The 18,241-nt window shown below is 36.9% G+C and carries 14 protein-coding genes; 3 read left to right on the forward strand and 11 right to left on the reverse strand.

Features of this window, described 5'->3' with window-relative positions; genetic code table 11:
* Positions 1-434: 434 nt before the first annotated feature.
* A complete protein-coding gene (locus A6E06_RS08325; RefSeq protein WP_065592509.1) occupies positions 435-812 on the reverse strand; it encodes an ATP-binding protein in 378 nt (125 codons plus the stop codon).
* A gap of 2 nt (positions 813-814) precedes the next feature.
* The gene (locus A6E06_RS08330; RefSeq protein ID WP_065592510.1) at positions 815-1,735 is read right to left on the reverse strand and encodes a LysR family transcriptional regulator; all 921 of its coding nucleotides are present in this window, start codon (positions 1,733-1,735) and stop codon (positions 815-817) included.
* A 121-nt stretch (positions 1,736-1,856) separates the two neighbouring features.
* On the opposite strand from A6E06_RS08330, the gene A6E06_RS08335 reads away from it, so the two are divergent.
* The 3 genes from A6E06_RS08335 to A6E06_RS08345 all read left to right on the forward strand — a co-directional run bounded on the left by A6E06_RS08335 (position 1,857) and on the right by A6E06_RS08345 (position 4,506).
* A complete protein-coding gene (locus A6E06_RS08335; protein WP_065592511.1) occupies positions 1,857-3,053 on the forward strand; it encodes a glycine C-acetyltransferase in 1,197 nt (398 codons plus the stop codon).
* Positions 3,053-4,084 carry an L-threonine 3-dehydrogenase gene (gene tdh, locus A6E06_RS08340; RefSeq protein ID WP_065592512.1) on the forward strand — a complete coding sequence of 344 codons (1,032 nt, stop codon included), beginning with the start codon at positions 3,053-3,055 and terminating at the stop codon, positions 4,082-4,084. Before A6E06_RS08335 ends, tdh begins: the two co-directional genes overlap by 1 nt.
* 77 nt (positions 4,085-4,161) lie before the next feature.
* Positions 4,162-4,506 carry a DOPA 4,5-dioxygenase family protein gene (locus A6E06_RS08345; protein ID WP_065592513.1) on the forward strand — a complete coding sequence of 115 codons (345 nt, stop codon included), beginning with the start codon at positions 4,162-4,164 and terminating at the stop codon, positions 4,504-4,506.
* 71 nt (positions 4,507-4,577) lie between these two features.
* Here the strand turns inward: A6E06_RS08345 and A6E06_RS08350 are convergent, their stop codons facing one another.
* From A6E06_RS08350 to A6E06_RS08390, 9 genes are all read right to left on the reverse strand, one after another.
* Positions 4,578-5,807 carry a hypothetical protein gene (locus tag A6E06_RS08350; protein WP_065592514.1) on the reverse strand — a complete coding sequence of 410 codons (1,230 nt, stop codon included), beginning with the start codon at positions 5,805-5,807 and terminating at the stop codon, positions 4,578-4,580.
* Positions 5,808-5,995: 188 nt separating this feature from the next.
* Positions 5,996-8,329 (reverse strand): Lon protease family protein, encoded by a 2,334-nt coding sequence (locus tag A6E06_RS08355; RefSeq protein ID WP_065592515.1) that lies wholly within the window; start codon positions 8,327-8,329, stop codon positions 5,996-5,998.
* 169 nt (positions 8,330-8,498) lie between these two features.
* Positions 8,499-9,626 (reverse strand): CRISPR-associated ring nuclease Csm6, encoded by a 1,128-nt coding sequence (csm6, locus tag A6E06_RS08360; RefSeq protein WP_065592516.1) that lies wholly within the window; start codon positions 9,624-9,626, stop codon positions 8,499-8,501.
* 68 nt (positions 9,627-9,694) lie between these two features.
* Entirely contained in the window at positions 9,695-10,618 is a 924-nt protein-coding gene (locus A6E06_RS08365; RefSeq protein ID WP_065592517.1) for a hypothetical protein, read from the reverse strand.
* Positions 10,618-11,103: a hypothetical protein gene (locus A6E06_RS08370; RefSeq protein ID WP_065592518.1), complete on the reverse strand. Its 486-nt coding sequence runs from the start codon at positions 11,101-11,103 to the stop codon at positions 10,618-10,620. Before A6E06_RS08370 ends, A6E06_RS08365 begins: the two co-directional genes overlap by 1 nt.
* Complete coding sequence (locus tag A6E06_RS08375) at positions 11,104-11,754, reverse strand: hypothetical protein (protein WP_083190304.1); 651 nt, start codon at positions 11,752-11,754, stop codon at positions 11,104-11,106.
* 13 nt (positions 11,755-11,767) lie between these two features.
* Positions 11,768-14,773, reverse strand: a complete 3,006-nt coding sequence (locus A6E06_RS08380) for an ATP-binding protein (RefSeq protein ID WP_065592519.1) — start codon at positions 14,771-14,773, stop codon at positions 11,768-11,770.
* A 1-nt stretch (position 14,774) separates the two neighbouring features.
* A complete protein-coding gene (locus A6E06_RS08385) occupies positions 14,775-15,413 on the reverse strand; it encodes a hypothetical protein (protein ID WP_065592520.1) in 639 nt (212 codons plus the stop codon).
* A gap of 17 nt (positions 15,414-15,430) precedes the next feature.
* On the reverse strand, positions 15,431-18,226 hold the full coding sequence (locus A6E06_RS08390) for a molecular chaperone DnaK (RefSeq protein ID WP_065592521.1): 2,796 nt from the start codon (positions 18,224-18,226) through the stop codon (positions 15,431-15,433).
* Between the last annotated feature and the right edge of the window lie 15 nt (positions 18,227-18,241).

Consider the following 18,241-nt stretch of genomic DNA (forward strand, 5'->3'; position numbering starts at 1 on the left):
ACTCTTCAATTAAAGTTTTTGACTCAATGATTTATACTGATTTCTTACATAAATATATTTGTGTAGTCACTCAGTTCATTGATAGTTGCTCACTTATAAATAAGTTAAGCTATTTTGACTATCAATCCATAAGTGTCCACACAGATTGCTAAGGTCTAATTATTAAAGAGCTCAAAACTAGGCTTTCGCTTTGTCTTGCTTGAAGTGTCATTTAAATTACTAAAAGTAAGTTGCAAGCAACTTTTGAAAACTCCGTTCGCGTCAACGTTTCACTTCTTGCTATCTCGCTAACCCTTACTAATAAAGGTTTGCTGTGACAACGGAAGCGAAGTATAGAGATTTAATTATGAGTTGCAAGCCATTTATTTAATAAAAAGATTAAGCGTTCAAAAAACAATCAAGTCGGTATAAAAACAATCAGCTTCGTCCTTTAATTATACTTCCCAATCCTTTTTCATTCGTTTGATTACATTTTCAGGCACATTATGTATGCTCTTAAACTTCCCCCTGCAGATATCTATTATTAATTCTGCATTATATTGTTGAGCAATTTTTCTATATGCATCCATTTCCCACTGTTTAACGAACGTATTCGCCACCACCACACTTCTACCATGATAAAGATTAAATTCACATTGAGATTGGCACCATTGATGAGCCGAACTTAATAATGATCCTTCAAAGTAATATTCATTATCATCATTCACAAAAAACTGATCCGCCTCTATATGTACCAAATCCAGTGTTTTTGCCAATGTTGATTTTCCACTACCAGGTAAACCTCTCAATAACCGCAATTCTAATTTATTCATAACTAGCTCTGTTCTTTCATTAAATTCTGCCTTACAAACTCAGTAAATACTTTTATTCTTGATGGCATGTATTTATTCTGTGCATACTGCATCGCGATAACACCATGATAATTTCCTTTTATCTGCCATTCAGAAAGAACAGGAACAACCTCGTTATTATCTAACGCCTCTTTAATAACAAAATCAGGGAAAATCCCGATACCAAAACCATCCTTAACGCCATTTAATCTCATTTGCGAATGGTTAACAGCGTAACGTCCAGTTACTGCTATAACATGGCTTTCTTCTCCTTTTACAAACTCCCAAATATGATCCGTTGTTGTCTCTCCTAAATAAAGACAGTCGTGATCGGTAAGATCATGTGGATTAATGGGTAACCCTCTCTCCTTTATATAAGTAGGGCTGGCACATAAACTGAGATTCACCTTCCCTATTTCTTTCATGATTAACCCTTCCGTTGGTTTATCGGTTAAACGAAAAACCACATCAATCCCTTGAGCTATCATATCGATATCACCATCGGAGGCTCTTAGCTTTAATTGTATTTTAGGATATTTGTTCAGGAATGGCGTGATTAGCGGTTGAAGTACTATCGTTAAGAATGCTTTTGGTGCCGCAACCGTTAAACTTCCAGACGGAACAATATGCTCTGAACTCGAAATATCAATCGCCTGTTGCGCTGCCTCAACCATAATGACTGATTGTTGGTATATTTTTTTACCAGATTCAGTGATCAGTAAACTGCGTGTTGTTCGCTCAAACAACTTAACAGAGAGTGCATTTTCCAACCGAGTAATAAGCTTACTCAACGCCGACGGAGTTACGCCCAGTTTTTTAGCCGCAGCAGTAAAACTGCCTTCATTAACGACTACAATATACGTAGCCAGATCGGGTAATAAGGTAATCAGTTTATTTGTGACCATGATTCACTAATGCTTTTCCATTTTTAGGGATAATAGTCGTAATTGATTTGAATTAGAATCTATTTATCGGATTTTAATTACACTCAATACGTAATAATCATAACTAAAAGAAGGGAACACAATGTCTTCTGCATTCTACACTCAAATCCAAAATCAAATTGAAGAAGTAAAAAGTGAAGGATTATACAAATCTGAACGCATCATTACTTCAGCTCAAAAAGCATCTGTTTCTATTTCTACAGGCCAAGAAGTACTAAACTTCTGTGCAAACAACTATTTAGGTTTAGCTAATCATCCTGCACTTATCCAATCAGCAAAAGATGGCATGGATGAACATGGCTTTGGTATGGCATCAGTTCGTTTTATCTGCGGTACTCAAGACTCACATAAAGTACTGGAAGAAAAACTATCTACTTTCTTAGGTAAAGAAGACACTATCCTTTATACCTCATGCTTTGATGCAAACGCAGGTTTATTCGAAACAATTTTAGGTGCCGAAGATGCCATCATCTCTGATGCCCTAAATCACGCATCAATCATTGATGGTGTTCGTCTTTGTAAAGCAATGCGTTTCCGTTACGCAAACAACAATATGGCTGAGTTAGAAGAACAACTAATTGCAGCAAAAGAAGCTGGTGCTCGTCATACACTTATCGTTACAGATGGTGTGTTCTCAATGGACGGCGTAGTTGCAAATCTTCCTGCTATCTGTGATTTAGCTGATAAATACGAAGCACTTGTTATGGTTGATGACTCTCACGCTGTTGGCTTTATGGGCGAAAACGGCGCGGGTACTCATGAGCATCACGACGTTATTGACCGCATCGATATCATTACTGGTACGCTAGGTAAAGCAATGGGTGGTGCATCAGGCGGTTATACTTCTGGTAAAAAAGAAGTCATTGATTGGTTACGTCAACGTTCTCGTCCGTACCTATTCTCGAACTCTGTTGCTCCTGCGATTGTTTCTGCCTCTATTCGTGTTCTTGATTTACTGGCTGAGTCAGGTGATTTACGTACAAGTTTATGGGAAAACTCTGCTCATTTCCGTACTCGCATGGAAGCCGCTGATTTCACAATGGGTGGTGCTGACCACGCTATCATCCCAATCATGCTAGGCGATGCAAAACTAGCTGCTGAATTCGCAGAACGTGCGTTAGAAAAAGGCATCTATGTTGTTGCTTTCTCTTTCCCAGTCGTACCTAAAGGCCAAGCTCGTATTCGTACACAAATGTCTGCTGCTCATTCTCGTGAGCAACTAGATCGCGCAATTGATGCCTTTATCGCTGTAGGTAAAGACATGGAGATCATCAAATAATGAAAATTAAAGCACTATCAAAACTAAAACCTGAAGAAGGCATTTGGATGACCGAGGTTGAAAAACCTGAAATGGGTCATAACGATATTCTTATCCGTATTAAGAAAACCGCAATTTGTGGTACTGATGTACATATCTACAATTGGGATGAGTGGTCACAAAAAACCATTCCTGTTCCTATGGTTGTTGGTCACGAATACGTAGGTGAAGTGGTTGGTATTGGCCAAGAAGTTCGTGGTTTTGAGATTGGCGACCGTGTTTCTGGCGAAGGTCACATTACTTGTGGTCACTGTCGTAACTGTCGTGGCGGCCGTACCCACCTTTGTCGTAATACAACAGGTGTTGGTGTAAACCGCACAGGCGCATTCTCTGAGTTCTTAGTTATTCCTGCATTTAATGCATTTAAGATCCCCGCTGGAATCTCTGATGATCTTGCATCAATCTTTGACCCATTTGGTAATGCGGTTCACACTGCCCTATCATTTGACTTAGTGGGTGAAGACGTTCTTATCACAGGTGCTGGTCCAATTGGTATCATGGCAGCTGCAGTTGCTAAACACGTTGGTGCTCGTCACGTTGTAATTACTGATGTAAACGAATACCGCTTAGATCTTGCTAAAAAGATGGGCGTAACACGTGCAGTAAACGTAATGAACGAGAAACTAGAAGACGTAATGGCCGATCTTGGTATGACTGAAGGCTTTGATGTTGGTTTAGAAATGTCAGGAGTGCCATCGGCATTCAACAGCATGCTAACTAACATGAATCATGGCGGTAAAATATCTCTATTAGGTATTCCACCATCAGACATGACAGTAGACTGGACTCAAGTGATCTTCAAAGGCTTAGTTATTAAAGGTATCTACGGTCGTGAGATGTTTGAAACTTGGTATAAAATGGCAAGCTTGATCCAATCAGGCTTAGACCTAGCGCCAATCATTACTCACCACTACAAAATTGATGACTTCCAAGCAGGCTTCGATATGATGCGCTCAGGTATGTCAGGTAAAGTTATTCTCGATTGGGAATAATAATTCTCATTTCACAATGAATTAAATAAAGGCTAAACTTCGGTTTGGCCTTTTTTGTACCATTTTTAGAGTATTATATGTCCCAGTTAGAAATTCATGGTTATCACGTTCATATTTATTTCGATGAGAACAGTATTGATTTAGCGGTTAATTTAACAGAAGAATTATATGAAAAGTTTGGATATGAGTTAGGCAATATAAATAAAAAACCCGTAGGTCCGCATCCAATCTGGAGTCGTCAAGTTTCTTTTAAGCATAGTGATTATGATGCAGTTATATCATGGCTTAAAATGAATAGAGAAGCTCTTTCAATACTTATACATCCACTCACTGATGATGAATATATTGATCATACAACATCAGCGATATGGTTAGGGCAACCAATAAAATTAGATCTCAGTATTTTTACAACAAACAATTAGATTGAATTTATCTATACTCCTTATGACCTAATTAAAGCAATAAGGAGTAAAAAATAAATATTAAGTCTATATTATTTAGATTGGTAAATTGAAAACTCTTTATTTAACTTATAATCGGACCATTCATTTTCTTCCATCGCCTCTAAAAATGCTTTTTTAGCTTCAATAAAGGCCATCTTTTCACTCATTTTTTTCGTTGAGAACGTTTTGAATTTATAACTACTTCGAGGCGTTTGGCCAATAATGCCTTTAAAGATAACCTCATCTTCCATCACTTTGGCCACTACGCCCACAACATTAGATGATGGATGGGCAGCCATAAAGTATTTTCCTTTAGCTGATTCGGCTTTACGCTCTGTTTTATAATTCGCCCAATTATAATTTGCCTTCATTAACGCCACTTTTCTTACTACATGCGTTGGATGCGTACAGGCTTCAAATTTACTTAAATTAATTGTTGAACCTGTTTTAACAAACTCTTTTCTAACAATAAAATGAGACTTATCTTCTGCTTCAATCATTAGAATTTGTTTTGGTTTACGTTTAAATTCAAACCATGTTTTTTCAAATTCGGCCTGACAACCATCCATCGCTTTTTGAACCAGCTGGTCACAAATTTCACGCATCTCAAATTTAGATAATGCCGTTGTCGTTAACGTTTTACTTGGCTTAAATTCTTTTATATCTGCGTCTTTGGTTTTTAAATAAGTATCCAATACCTCGCCGATTGCATTTAATTCTGCTAGAAAACGGCCCAGATCATTAAAATCTATATTATATAAACTACGAGAAAAATTATGAGAACGGTAACAAGATTTACTTTCATGTCGTTCAAAATGGCTATTAACGTAAGGCGTCCCATTTATCATTGATAACTTTAATTGTATGTTAGGGTGTAGACCTTTATAAGCAGATTTAGCCGTAAACGTTTTGGTTTTTCTTGCGGCATCGGCAGTTTCATATTCATCTTGCTCAACAAGTTCAGCAATAGACCACGCCGCTTCAATTATCGCTTCGGAACGGGCATCAACATCACTCTCTTCATTTTCAAAATCAGCGTAATAAGCTTTACTGTAATAAGGTTGGCCTTTACGAGCAAAGCGTACTTGTGCAAACTCCATTCTACGACGCTTCGTTGATTGACCATCGTTCCAGTTAATACCAATAGGGATCCAATATTCAGTGCCTGATATATCAACCAGTTTTACGCGTAATAATAGGTTTTCTTCAATATACGTTTTCTTTCCACGTACAATTTGAAATGTACTAAAATCGAGTCGTGGCGATAAAGGGTGGTACATATAAAACCTCTGGGCACATAGAGTAAGTGAAACAAGCTACAAAGAAAGAAAACTCTTGGAGAAAGAGCCTTTTATTTTATTGTTATCTATTGGTGATTATATCACCGTTTGTTATATTAATTCAATTATCTTCATAACAATATAAAAAAAGGCATAGAATTGATCCTATGCCTTTTATAAAAAATGAATTAAGCGTTTAATTTTGAACGTATTATATTATAGATACCATCACCGGTTTCAAGTTCAACCGAAAGCCCTGTAAATAACTCAATCGCCTCACTCACATGCTTCACTGGCCAAATAGTAAATGACCCTTTTTCTATTGCTTGAACGATTTCCCGATTTAGCATTAAATTTTGAACATTAGATTGAGGAATAATGACACCTTGTGCCGGTTTCAATCCTTTAATTTTACATACTTGATAGAAACCTTCTATTTTCTCATTTACCCCACCAATAGGTTGAGCTTCACCAAATTGATTCATTGAACCAGTAATCGCAAGATCTTGTCTGATCGGCATATTTGAAAACGCAGAGATAATAGAACAGAACTCAGCCATAGAAGCACTGTCTCCATCGACCCCGCCGTAGGATTGTTCAAAAGCTAAACACGTTTTTAACGGTATCGTCTTCTCGTTTCCAAATAGCGATGCTAAATAAGCACTAAGAATAAATACACCTTTTGAGTGGATACTACCACCTAGCTCAACTTTTCTTTCAATATCAAACACTTCACCTTTCCCGAAAGACGTCGTTGCCGTAATTCTATTTGGCATACCAAATTGGTGATTGGATGTTGATAATACCGATAATGCATTTACTTGCCCAACAACTCCCCCTTCGGTTTCCAGTAAAGTTGTACCGTTAACAAAGCTTTGCATTACGCCATCTTGCACTCGATTCACTCGATGCTCTTTATTCGCTAATGCTTGTTCTACGTGTTTTAAACGTATCATGTTAGAGTTCGCTGCTCTGGCAATATAATTTGTTTCTTTCAATAAATTAGAAATATCAGCCGAATGCAGTGACAATCGATTTTGATCACCGGTCTGACGAGAGCTATATTCTATAATTCGTTCAATCGCTCTTTTATCACACTGCAACATATTACCGTCTTGGACAATGCTTGAGATAAATTGAGCATAATGAAACTCTGAGGCGTCTGTTCGTAGCATATCGTCTTCAAAATCAGCCGTTACTTTAAATAACTCACCAAACTCTGAATCATAATGTTGTAATAATTGGTACGTTTGATAATCACCAAACAAGATAATTTTAACATTCAATGGAATAGGTTCTGGCTCTAGAGAAACCGTACCAGAAAGCGTTACTTCTTTTTCTAATGAACTTAAATTTAGATTTTGAGATCGTAACGCTCGCTTTAAACCATCCCAAACATATGGGCGCTCTAATACCTTTACAGCATCCATTAATAAGACACCACCATTAGCTTTATGTAAGCTTCCTGGTCGAATTAAAGAAAAATCAGTAAATACAGTACCTTTAAACGTCGCATTTTCTATATAACCAAATAAGTTATGATAGCTTGGGCTTTCCTCTACGATTAACGGAAAATGCTCATCTTTTTGGCTAACAATAAGATTAATTTGATAACGACGTGGCAATTTTTTCTCTAAAGAAGCATAAGCAAGCTCTGCATCCTCATTCCCCTCTTGAATGAAGACATCAAAATTTTCTAAGATGTCCTTTTCCATTTCTTTTAAATGTTGAGTTACTACTTTTGATTCTTGATACTTAGTTTTGATCGCTTCAAAGTTAACCGTTAATACTTGAGATACGACTTCTTCATTCAGTTTTTCAATTTTGTCAGAGTATTTATCTTCCCACTCGGTTAACTGTCTAACTAAGCTACGCAACTTTATCTCTAATTCGTCAATAATAGATTCAAGCTGACGTTGTTCTTGTCTATCCAATGCATCAAAGCTGTCTTCTGTATGCAGTTCTTCACCGTTCATTGCGATAAACTGATAATCACCTTGGGTAGTTACCGCTAAGCTAATACCTTTAGTTTTGGCTTCTTTAGTTAATGTGCCAAGTAAAGATTCTTGCTTATCTACTAATTGATTCTTTAATGTGCCTGTTCGTGAATAATAAAGTTCATTATCAAACGCAAGAGGAATGGCCTTTGCCAGTTTTAAGGTTATTTTTTCAATTTCTTTTTTGAAGCTTAAGCCGCTACCAACAGGTAACATTAATACTTTTGGCGTTCGCGTGTCATCAAAATTAGTCACGTAGCACCAATCACATAAACCATTTCCAACTGGCTTATGCCGCTTTAAATAACGTAACACCATCGTTCTCTTACCTAGACCATTTTGACCTACGGCATAAATATTATAACCACGGTCAGGAATAGACATAGCAAACTCAACCGCTTGCTGTGCTCTATCTTGTCCTACGATTTCATCGATGGGTGTAATGTTTTTGGTTGATTTGCAGATGTTCTCATCAAGGTTAGCGGAACGGTAAACTTGCTTATGTGTGAGAGGTAAAGTAGACATAAGGCGACCTCTTATTTTGTTATGATTTTCATCAGTATAGATTGAAAAAAACAACAATTAAGTGATCTACGTTTAACTATTTGAAAAAGAAGGTTTTTGTAAAATCATCTCATATAACTCAATAATCATAATTTAATGGATGAACCTCCTATCTCCCATTAAATCGACTTCACAACGTCAGATTGTCACAAATAAACACTACATCAGCTTGAATATGATACGTTGAGCCAGATTTAATCCCATCAGAATGCACTTTGATTTTATCAAAAAGATCAGGCACTAATTTATCTTTTAACGATTTATGCAATCCAGTGATTGATTGACGAATAAAGTCTTTTTTTAACTCCCCTAATTCATCATAAGATTTTTGTCGCCATTGACCTTCATCCTCTAACCCCATGGTCTTATATAAACGAACATCAGCCTTCATCTTATCTAATACGTTAAGATAATGTGCCGTTTGGCTTTTGTCGTCTTCAAAATAACGGCCTAGTGTTTCTTTTCTTTCTTCTTTTAACAAAAAGAACAGATAAATTGCCAGACTCTTACCCGTGAGTGGAATTTTGATTCCCGCTACTTCAACCGTTTTTTCTGTTGTAGAGATAATCACTTGAGTCTTTATATTGTTTGCGCTATTGAGTGCAGACACCGTTTTAGAGAAAGAATGTTCCTCCATTTGATTAATAATACGCTCATCAACTTGACGTCGCATTCGTACAAACGGGATTTCAGCTAAGGTTACTGTCGCCTCTTTCGCATTAATTGTCTTTCCTAGCTTACCTTGAATAAAACAATCAATTGGTGTTGGATAATAAAAATCACTGACAAATTCAAACTCATCATCTACAAATACATGGCTCAACACATCTTGCTCTCGACCATACAATGACATCGCATAACCCATATAAAACGCCATGGTTTTACGGCCACCAGCAATAGAGGCATGAATAGCAACGTCATCATCTTGAGTTAACTGAGCAACCTTTTGCGTAATAAAATCCGCCATTATGGATTGATCATCAATGCCTTTCGCATCCATTAACCCATTACCCTTATCATCGGTAATTACCCAAATATGACCAGAATTAAAGGCGATTGGTGGAAGTTGATAATCCGCAATTAATTTATCCCAATACCCTTGTACAAAAAGCCCATTTTCTAAGGTCTGTTTCGAATCTTCGGTGGTAATAACATACACAGTTTCTGGCATCGGTTTGCCCTGTGTATGAAGCGCGTAAATAGTTTCAGTTAATACTTGAGGGCTGGCGCCAGTAACGGCGATAAGGATACTTTTCATGGGACCTCAGGGGATGATAAATGCCAACCAGGATAGGGTTGGCATAATATCTATTCACTAACCAATAATTAAACAACAACAATGGATAATTTAATCACTTTATCCGTTTTTGTGTTGATATAACCGTAAAATAAGACATTTTGAATACTTCCACTCATATTTTCACTGCTGTTATGTTTAATATGAGATTGAGTGTCAAATTTGTCACCTACTTCAACTTGTTGAAGCTCAAACATTGGGTAAGCCAGTTTATAACGTTGGAAAAGAAGCTCAAATAATCGGATAATACGCTCTTGGTCTGGATTAGTACCATTAACCACTTCGCTTTTAACATAATCCCATAAATTTGAAATATTCTTATCTTGAATACCACAGGCAATTAGCCCTTTTATACTGGTATCTTTAAATATCCCTTCTGTTGATAATTTTGTTTGAGATGAAAGACCGTCATACAGCTCTTTAATTCGTAGATCATCTTCAAAAGCATCTCGGTAAAAACCAATTTTTCTCTCTTGCTCTTCATGATCTTGTTTAAGTGAATCAAATTCACTCTTTAGATTTTGATGCTGATGACTAATGTCTGATAAATATTGTTTATTTTGATTCAAATCTGCATTTACAGATGATAGGTCAGTCTCTAACTCTATTTTATGTCTATTTAATTCTGAGATTGATTGAGTGCTTTCATTTAACGCTTCCTCTTTCAAACCTAATAAGGATTTAAGCTTTTCAATAATTGCTTTCATTTCTTCATTCTCATCAGACAATGTATTTATCTTAGTTTCTAAGTGTTCTTTCTCATCTTGTAATTTCTCGATTAGCTCAAGATCACTCTTAACTAACCCTTCAAGGGTTGGTGTTTGAATTTCTGTTGATGCTGCATTATCAGATTCAGCCATGATTTGACGGATGGTTTCACGAACATCGACATCATCTAACAGCGTCAATAACGCCTGTTTTACATCTAGATTATTAAGTGATGCGTCATTCATTACTGAGCCCCTCGCTTAAATTCTCTCGTCGCCTTACGATAGTAACTCTGTAAGCTACCACTGTTCATTGTTTCCAGTGCTATCGTTTCTTTTTGAACCGAATCTTGCTTCTGGTTATTCGCATCTTTTACCTGATTACTAGCCTTCAATGTTGCTTTTAATTCACCAAAAATTTCAGGGTATAACAATACTTGAGCATTACTTAACTCTGAAGTATCAATAATCCCTTTCAAATCACTTAGGCTATTTTCAAACGTATCAGAAATAACAATGTCAGGATCAACCATGAATGACTCATCATCTGAAATCATCAGCAAAGCTAGAGTATCACTCTCAGAATGTTCAATTTTTTCTTTAAATCGTTGCCAATACAAATCCACCGCTATCCACTCCTCCCCAAAGAAGCGAATAACATCGAGATCACCATTAATAATTCGGCTTGTCATTACCTTATTATTTCGTACTTGAATAAAAAAATCGGTCATTTATTTACTTAACCCCATCACTTTTTGCTCGATTTGCTCAAGCGATAATTCAGGCTCTAATTTTTGATAAGCCTCTACCAATGCGGTGCTATGCTTATTGTTTTCATCAAGAGTTAACTCCTCATTAAGATACAAATCATAGTCATCAAGATTCAGTTCTTTCTCTTTATATATTTTGATTGTTTCTATAATTTCATTCGCTTCAAGCTCTTGAGAAGCAACCGTTGCCATGAATTCGGGCGTTACTGTGGCATTTAATTTCTCATTGATGCCTTTTAGGGTAATAGATGCCCCGATTGAAGAACGAGCCAATAACTCTTTTTCATCTAAATTTGCAAACTTCTCTTTATCAAACGGTACATTATTTTTTAAATAATCAATGTAATCATTAATAGATTCAAAATTTTCAGGCTTTTTATCACTTAATAACGCGCGCTCACCCAGCTCTTCCATTGTATCTTCTGGTTTAATAATACCTAAAGAAATCCCAACAGCTTTAATCGCATCAGCGACCTTGGCTGCGAACTCTACACCTAAATTAGCAATACTGGTTGCAACATTTGCAATACCACGACCAATGCTTGATACCGCACTATTGATTACGCTACACGCACCACTCACAAAACTGCAAAAACTACTGAAAAATCCCATAACGACTCCTTAATTAAAATTTAATTTTTTTATTTGCAATAAACGCATCTTTTTGTTCCAGAGTAAATACGACTTCATCGTTTTCAGAAGCGTTAAAAAGAAACATAGCTAAATGCTCACTTCTTGTTTTAAATTGTTTTTTATTTTCTTTACTCTCTCCAAGCGGTTTATAGCAAGTAGTCAGAATATATTTATATATAAATTCAAGCCCAAAATCTTGAAGGTGGTTACGCAATACACTATTTGATTTTCTATTCTTGACCGTATTAGTCCACATCAATGTCAGATTACCTTGCAGAATATTCTCAACTACTTCTAGCGTTGGTTTATTTTCTAGCAACTCTAGCCCCTGAATTAAGCCCGATTTATAATTGTCTGCATAATATTGCAATGCTGTTTTCCTAATTTCAGCAGGTTCAACATCTGATTCTTCTGTCGTGCTAACAAACTCTTTGATTTGTACTTGCAGCGGTTTAGTCATGCCTGAACTGGATAAAATTACGCGTCCCGGCTCAAGGTTTGACAAGAACTCTTTTTGCTCATCCGATAAGGCCATTGTATTACCCACCGCTTCTTTATCATCTTGTGCAAATAACTTATGGATAATCTTAGTATTGGTATTTTTTAATACTTCAGGCGTCAATTTATTTGGGATTTGATCAACAATGATCAATGACTCCCCATATTTACGCACTTCCGCCAGCATATCAGAGAACGTTTCAACCCCTCTCTTCTTATTCGAACTGTCTCCCGCTTCGTATTTCGACAGCAAACGGTGCGCTTCTTCGATTAACGTAATGTGTCTAAATTTTTCACCACGTTTTCTATATTCTTCATGATTCGATCGTACCGCTTCATTTAAATTAGCCAATACAAAACCCATAATAAGCGATTTCTCGCTTGGGTTACGGATCTCTTCGAGTTCTAAAATAACGTTACGCTGCGCTAATTCTTTAAAGTTAATAGAGCGTGGTGTATTTAGCATTTGCCCTTTTGATCCAATCAACAGCCCTTGTAAACGCGCTTTTATTGAACCGATGTAATCTTGTTTTAACCTGTCATCGAATCCTTGTTCTTTAACAACCTCTTCCGTCATTGCGATCAAATCCGCCAATGTAGGAAAAGCATAGACTCCCGGAGCAAATGGGTCTTCATATTGACTATTTTTTGAATTAGCTATATTCCAACCTTTTACCTCATAACAACGATAAATCGCCGCTTCAATTAACTGTGGGATCGCCGCTTCCATATCAAAGGCCGATTCAATGCTCGCCTTAATCATATCCACTCTTGACGTGATATTTTCATGTGGAAAGAATTCAAACGGATTTAACCTAAATGGGGCAACATTATCATTCCCCAACGTAAAAATAAGGATATCTTTATGTTTTTTCGTTAATACTCGATATTCTGTTTTCGCAGGCTCAATCACTAAAAAAGGCATTTGAGCCGAGTTTAAAATACGATGACAGGTGGTTGTTTTACCGCTGCCCGTTACGCCTGCAATAAAGGTATGCTTATCAAGATCACGCTTATCAATGCTGACTTCCGTTTTTTGATTCAAGCCACTTTTAATCAAATTACCTAAAAATAGTTTGTTATCATCCGTCACTTTTTTAGTGATGTTCAAACCAAATTCTACTTCTTCTTTTAAGGTAAGGCCGACTACCTCTTTTTGTGGTAAACCCGCCACTACACTTAGTTCATTCGTAGATAACCAATTACACGAATACTTATTAAACGGATTTTTCGACATCAAAAGATTAAACTGATGTGCATTTTTATCTTGGCTTTCAGTCCCTTTTAATGTGGGAAATTGAAAGTTTTTCAGCGTTGTTATTTCATGGCTCGCCGTGACCTTTTTAAGTGTCAACGGTGATTTGTTCGCCTCTTCACCTGAAAAGATAGATCGCGCCGTATTGCCTAGTTTTAACACACTGGCTTCTGAATGCGATAACAGATAAATATTAGACAGATATAGCCCTTTATTTTTACCTATTTGGATACGTTTAAGCAACACATCATCAATATAACTCACCCACTCTTGTACCGCTTTATCAGAAAACTCACGAGACTCACTTGATGATGAACCAGTTTGTTTCGAAGTATTGGTACCAATATTTTTAGCGATAGAGGTCGACTCTGACGTACCTTTGGTTTGTGATTCATTACCACTTCTATGTTTGTTATGATCCGTGACGGATGCATTCTTTGACGTCCCACTGCTGCTTGAATTACTTGCTCCTGAACTCGTACTTTCTGTTGTACCATCCGTTATATTTACCGACTTACCCGTATTAGTACTAATACTTGTACCATCATTCTCTCCAGTCGTTTTTGTTGTACTCGACCCTTCACTCGTTCCCTTAGTGTCCGCACTATTCTCACCACTTTGAATGCTTTTTTTAGACAATGGCAACAGCTTGTCATAAATTTCATACAGCTGGCCTTCTATCTTATTCACATCAGATAAAGAGAGAGGATCAGCCAGCACTGCAAGGCAGAATTGATCGCCACTCATAATATCAACTAAGCGATCGACCCCTTGGAACTGTTCATTATCTTCAAGAACACTAGGGACCCCTTCAAGTTTAGATACTTTAGAAAAACACGCGACATCATCCTTAACTTGTTGTCGCTCTGCTTTGGTTAGCTTCTCAACAACACTGCCTCTAAAGTTACCTTCTAGAGAGGGCTTTAAGATGCTCTCTCCAATATCATCGACATCCAGTGATAACGTCCCTTTATAACGCTTGTCTTTTGCAATCCCAAATAAAAACTTAACGCTTTCACCATCACCAATTAATAGATACAGAAATAGGATACCGTCAATGTGCAGCGAGTTTAATACGTTTTCAAACGCTTCTTTTCTTGGTAACTCTTCATCAAAAGTCACTTCTTTAATGTGATAAAGCGAAAATTCATGTTCAGCAAGCAAAAACGGTTTTTCTATCTCAGGTGTCGAAATAGACAACGCATTATCATTGCATTTTAATAATTCAATTAATGATTTTGACATCTTAAAAGTCCTTCATAACCGCTTGTTCGATTTCTTGTGATGTCATCGATGGGTAAGCGTTATGATAAGCATCAACTAAAATATTGCTGTGCTTTTTTGATTCATCTAAAGTCAAATCACCATCAATATATGCTTCTACATCATCAGGAGTTAATCCACTTTTAGCGTAAGATTTAATGATTTCTAGTATCACTTTTGACTCAAGCCCTAGCTCGCTAACTTTACTTAAAAACGGTAAAGATATGTCTGTGTTTAATTCACTGCCTAACGCTTTTAACGCAATAGAAGTACCGATAGCTTGACGAACGGTTTTATCTATTGGATCTTGGCTTAACGTTGCTTCATCAACCTCGACCTCATTACGCAAGTAATTGATATAATCATTTATTTTATCGAAATCTTCTGGCTTTTTATCTGCGGCCATTGCTTTGGCACCTAACTCTTCCACTTTATCATTTGGTTTTAATACATTGGCAGCAAGACTTACGGCTTCAACTAATTGAATCATTTTAGGTAGATTTTCACCTAATGTTTTAATCACAATAGGTGCATATTTAGTGATCATTGGTCCAACCGTTGTTGCTACCTTAGTAATAGCGGCAATAATCGATGGAAGTAATGTTGGTGGGATAATTAACATAATTTGTCCTTAAATAATTAAAGTTCTAAGCTTTGGATACGGTTTAAATAAACGTTATTTTCAATGTCATTTTCATTCGCAATAACGTATTCAATTGCCGTTGGCGAAACGATACGGATATAAACCAAAGCGTCGTCATCGGTCATATCTAATTTAATCGTCTTCTTTTTAATGCTGCTGTCTGAGATAACCACATTACCTGTGCTCGATGTTGGTTGTTCGGTATAAAACAACTCAAATTTCTGATAGCCAGCATCAATAAACTCTACCCATTGGTTAAAGCCCATTTCACGGTCTATTACGGGTTTAAATTTTCCTTTACGGTTTTCACCCAAATAAAATTTAAAACGAATGTCATCATCAGCAAGGTTACGATCGATAACCATAATATTGCCGCCTTCACGTGACTCAATAAGCCCAAAAGCAACGCCTGTTTTACCCGTCGGTTTCTCTACGTCATTTTTATCTGCCCCTAATGGCGCAAATAATTCAAAGTGGCTTTGACCTGTTTGATTTCCAATACCTTCATCTTGCAAAGCAATATGCTTTTCAAACAAGGCGTTTACAAAACTGGATTGGCTTGAGTTACCTGCCAAGAAAATCTTCACCGAATCAATATCACCTAGGGATTCTTGACTATTACTGAACGCTAAGCGCAATGCATTAAAGAAGTTCTCCACTCCTCGCTCAATTCGGTCAGACAGTAACTGCTTTAATTCTTCTTCATCAATATCAAGCGCGAAACCCGAATGCTGAACACCGTGAATATCGGTTAGTGTGATGCTCAACTCACCTGACGCATCGATGGTAAAGTCTTCGTGCTCTTCCCAGAATGGACGCAAAGCAATACACAGCTTTTTGGTGTTGTTCCGAGCTTCTTGAGAATGGCTTAATAGTTGCTCACTCCCTGCAAACGCGTCTTTCTCTGGGTGTTTTTCAAACTGAATGCCTTGTTTAAGTAATTTGCTTTTGTTTTTTTTAAACACTTCAAAAGCCAATAACTCTAATAAATTTTCACCACCAAGGAATTGATCACCACCGGCACCAAAGTGTTCAATCACATAATCAAAACGGCGCTCTTTTCCACTTTTGGCTTCTCTAAAAATACCAAAATCAAAATCGGTTGTACCACCACCAAAATCAAATACGCTATAGAAAATACGATCATCACCTTCTGGGGCAAAATCATGCGATTTAAACGCAGTCAATGCATAAGCTGCGGGTTCACTTGCTCCTTTTGTCACCGTCAACTGTTCAATGGCTTGTGTGCCTAGCTCGGCAGGCAGTGATTTTTTTAAGCCCTTTTCAAAGCTAGCAATGATCTTGTCTCGAATTGGCATTTCATAAGTCACAGGGAACGACAATATGTATTCCATAAAAATGCCATTATTTAGGTTATTAATGTACAAGCCTAAATAATACGCATAGATTTCAATTGGGTTGAAATCGTCATCCGTTAGTTCAAGAAATGGCGGCAGGTCAATAATTTTGCCTTTTTGTCCCACAATTTTAAGCTTTCTGTTTTTGTCGCCAGCCCACTGTTTTATCTCATCTAAGAAGGTATTAAATTGGCTTGATTCGGTCCCCTCCATTGAATTTTTTGCGGTATGTGAAATGGTCAGATCTTGCCAACGCGTATACGGCTTATTGGCTTTAGCATCATAAGCGGTAATAAAGGCTTCTAGATCTTTAAACTCCATAATTGTTGGATTTTCATAATGATACGCTTGTATATCGGTACTTAAATCACCCGTACCTACGCGCATTGGGTGAATATTCACGTTATCTTTTTGGTACACCACTACTGTACTTTTTGTACCAAAATCAATACCAACCACACCGTCATTAATGCTTGATTTTGGATCACGAGCCACCATAGGAATGGGTAAGCTAATTGTTTGCTCGTTTGTTCCTTCTAGCTCATCGGTCCACAAAGACCAATGGCCTAACCCTGTGTCTTCTACGATTTTTGAATGGTATGGTGCCATGTCGGCACGAATGCTGTCTTCAAGTAATAAGCTGTTGGTTATTTTTTGAATCACGATCTGATTTAAAATATCAGTGTGATTTTCTAGCCCATGAATAGCCTCTTTATTTTTGTAATTTAAGGCGACAATCAGAGCTTTATATAACGCATTATTTTTTAGTTTTGTTGAAGTAAAACCGCTAAAAATCGCATTAATAAATATGCCTTTATTGCCTAACGTTGAAAACTCTGCTTGAGGTAAATACGGGATACAATAACCATAATCTTTATTCTTAAGATAGCCTGCATCACAATCAAAACCTTGGGTATAATTATCAATCTTATATAAATGATAAGCGCTAAAATTAATCCTTCCAGTAGAGCTAATAGAAAATGGAGTGTTCGATAAATTCGTTAATTTTTTTAATGCATCAAGACTAGGTACATCCCATTCATTAAACTCATCACTTAAACTGTCATTAATTATTTCTAGTAGGTCATCATAAGACTCACCAGAACAAAACGATTCACCTTGATTAAATGATTTAATGGTTTCTTCTGACAACATCCAAAAACCTTTGGCTTGCTTATCAAAATAAATCTCGCCATCAAAACTGACCCAACGCTCTGCATTAAACTCACTTTCCACTTCAGAAAAACACATATTCAATGCATTCATTAGTGGCGTCTGGTTACTTAATGTCGTTGCGCCATTAGCAAAGGCTACAATCTCTTTTTGAATAGTGTCTTCTAAATTTTCCACCATTTTTTCAAATGATACATCAACACCCAACTGTTGCGCCGCTTTATTAGATAGTTTCCATTCTGTTATTCTTTTCGTATTCATTTTTATTCCTAATTC

The organism is Aliivibrio sp. 1S175, from assembly GCF_001690985.1.
Lineage (GTDB): Bacteria > Pseudomonadota > Gammaproteobacteria > Enterobacterales > Vibrionaceae > Aliivibrio.

Coding starts and splice junctions, on each gene's coding strand:
- A6E06_RS08325 (WP_065592509.1), bottom strand. CDS start 812: ATGAATAAATTAGAATTGCGGTTATTGAGAGGTTTACCTGGTAGTGGA.
- A6E06_RS08330 (WP_065592510.1), bottom strand. CDS start 1,735: ATGGTCACAAATAAACTGATTACCTTATTACCCGATCTGGCTACGTAT.
- A6E06_RS08335 (WP_065592511.1), top strand. CDS start 1,857: ATGTCTTCTGCATTCTACACTCAAATCCAAAATCAAATTGAAGAAGTA.
- tdh (WP_065592512.1), top strand. CDS start 3,053: ATGAAAATTAAAGCACTATCAAAACTAAAACCTGAAGAAGGCATTTGG.
- A6E06_RS08345 (WP_065592513.1), top strand. CDS start 4,162: ATGTCCCAGTTAGAAATTCATGGTTATCACGTTCATATTTATTTCGAT.
- A6E06_RS08350 (WP_065592514.1), bottom strand. CDS start 5,807: ATGTACCACCCTTTATCGCCACGACTCGATTTTAGTACATTTCAAATT.
- A6E06_RS08355 (WP_065592515.1), bottom strand. CDS start 8,329: ATGTCTACTTTACCTCTCACACATAAGCAAGTTTACCGTTCCGCTAAC.
- csm6 (WP_065592516.1), bottom strand. CDS start 9,626: ATGAAAAGTATCCTTATCGCCGTTACTGGCGCCAGCCCTCAAGTATTA.
- A6E06_RS08365 (WP_065592517.1), bottom strand. CDS start 10,618: ATGAATGACGCATCACTTAATAATCTAGATGTAAAACAGGCGTTATTG.
- A6E06_RS08370 (WP_065592518.1), bottom strand. CDS start 11,103: ATGACCGATTTTTTTATTCAAGTACGAAATAATAAGGTAATGACAAGC.
- A6E06_RS08375 (WP_083190304.1), bottom strand. CDS start 11,754: ATGGGATTTTTCAGTAGTTTTTGCAGTTTTGTGAGTGGTGCGTGTAGC.
- A6E06_RS08380 (WP_065592519.1), bottom strand. CDS start 14,773: ATGTCAAAATCATTAATTGAATTATTAAAATGCAATGATAATGCGTTG.
- A6E06_RS08385 (WP_065592520.1), bottom strand. CDS start 15,413: ATGTTAATTATCCCACCAACATTACTTCCATCGATTATTGCCGCTATT.
- A6E06_RS08390 (WP_065592521.1), bottom strand. CDS start 18,226: ATGAATACGAAAAGAATAACAGAATGGAAACTATCTAATAAAGCGGCG.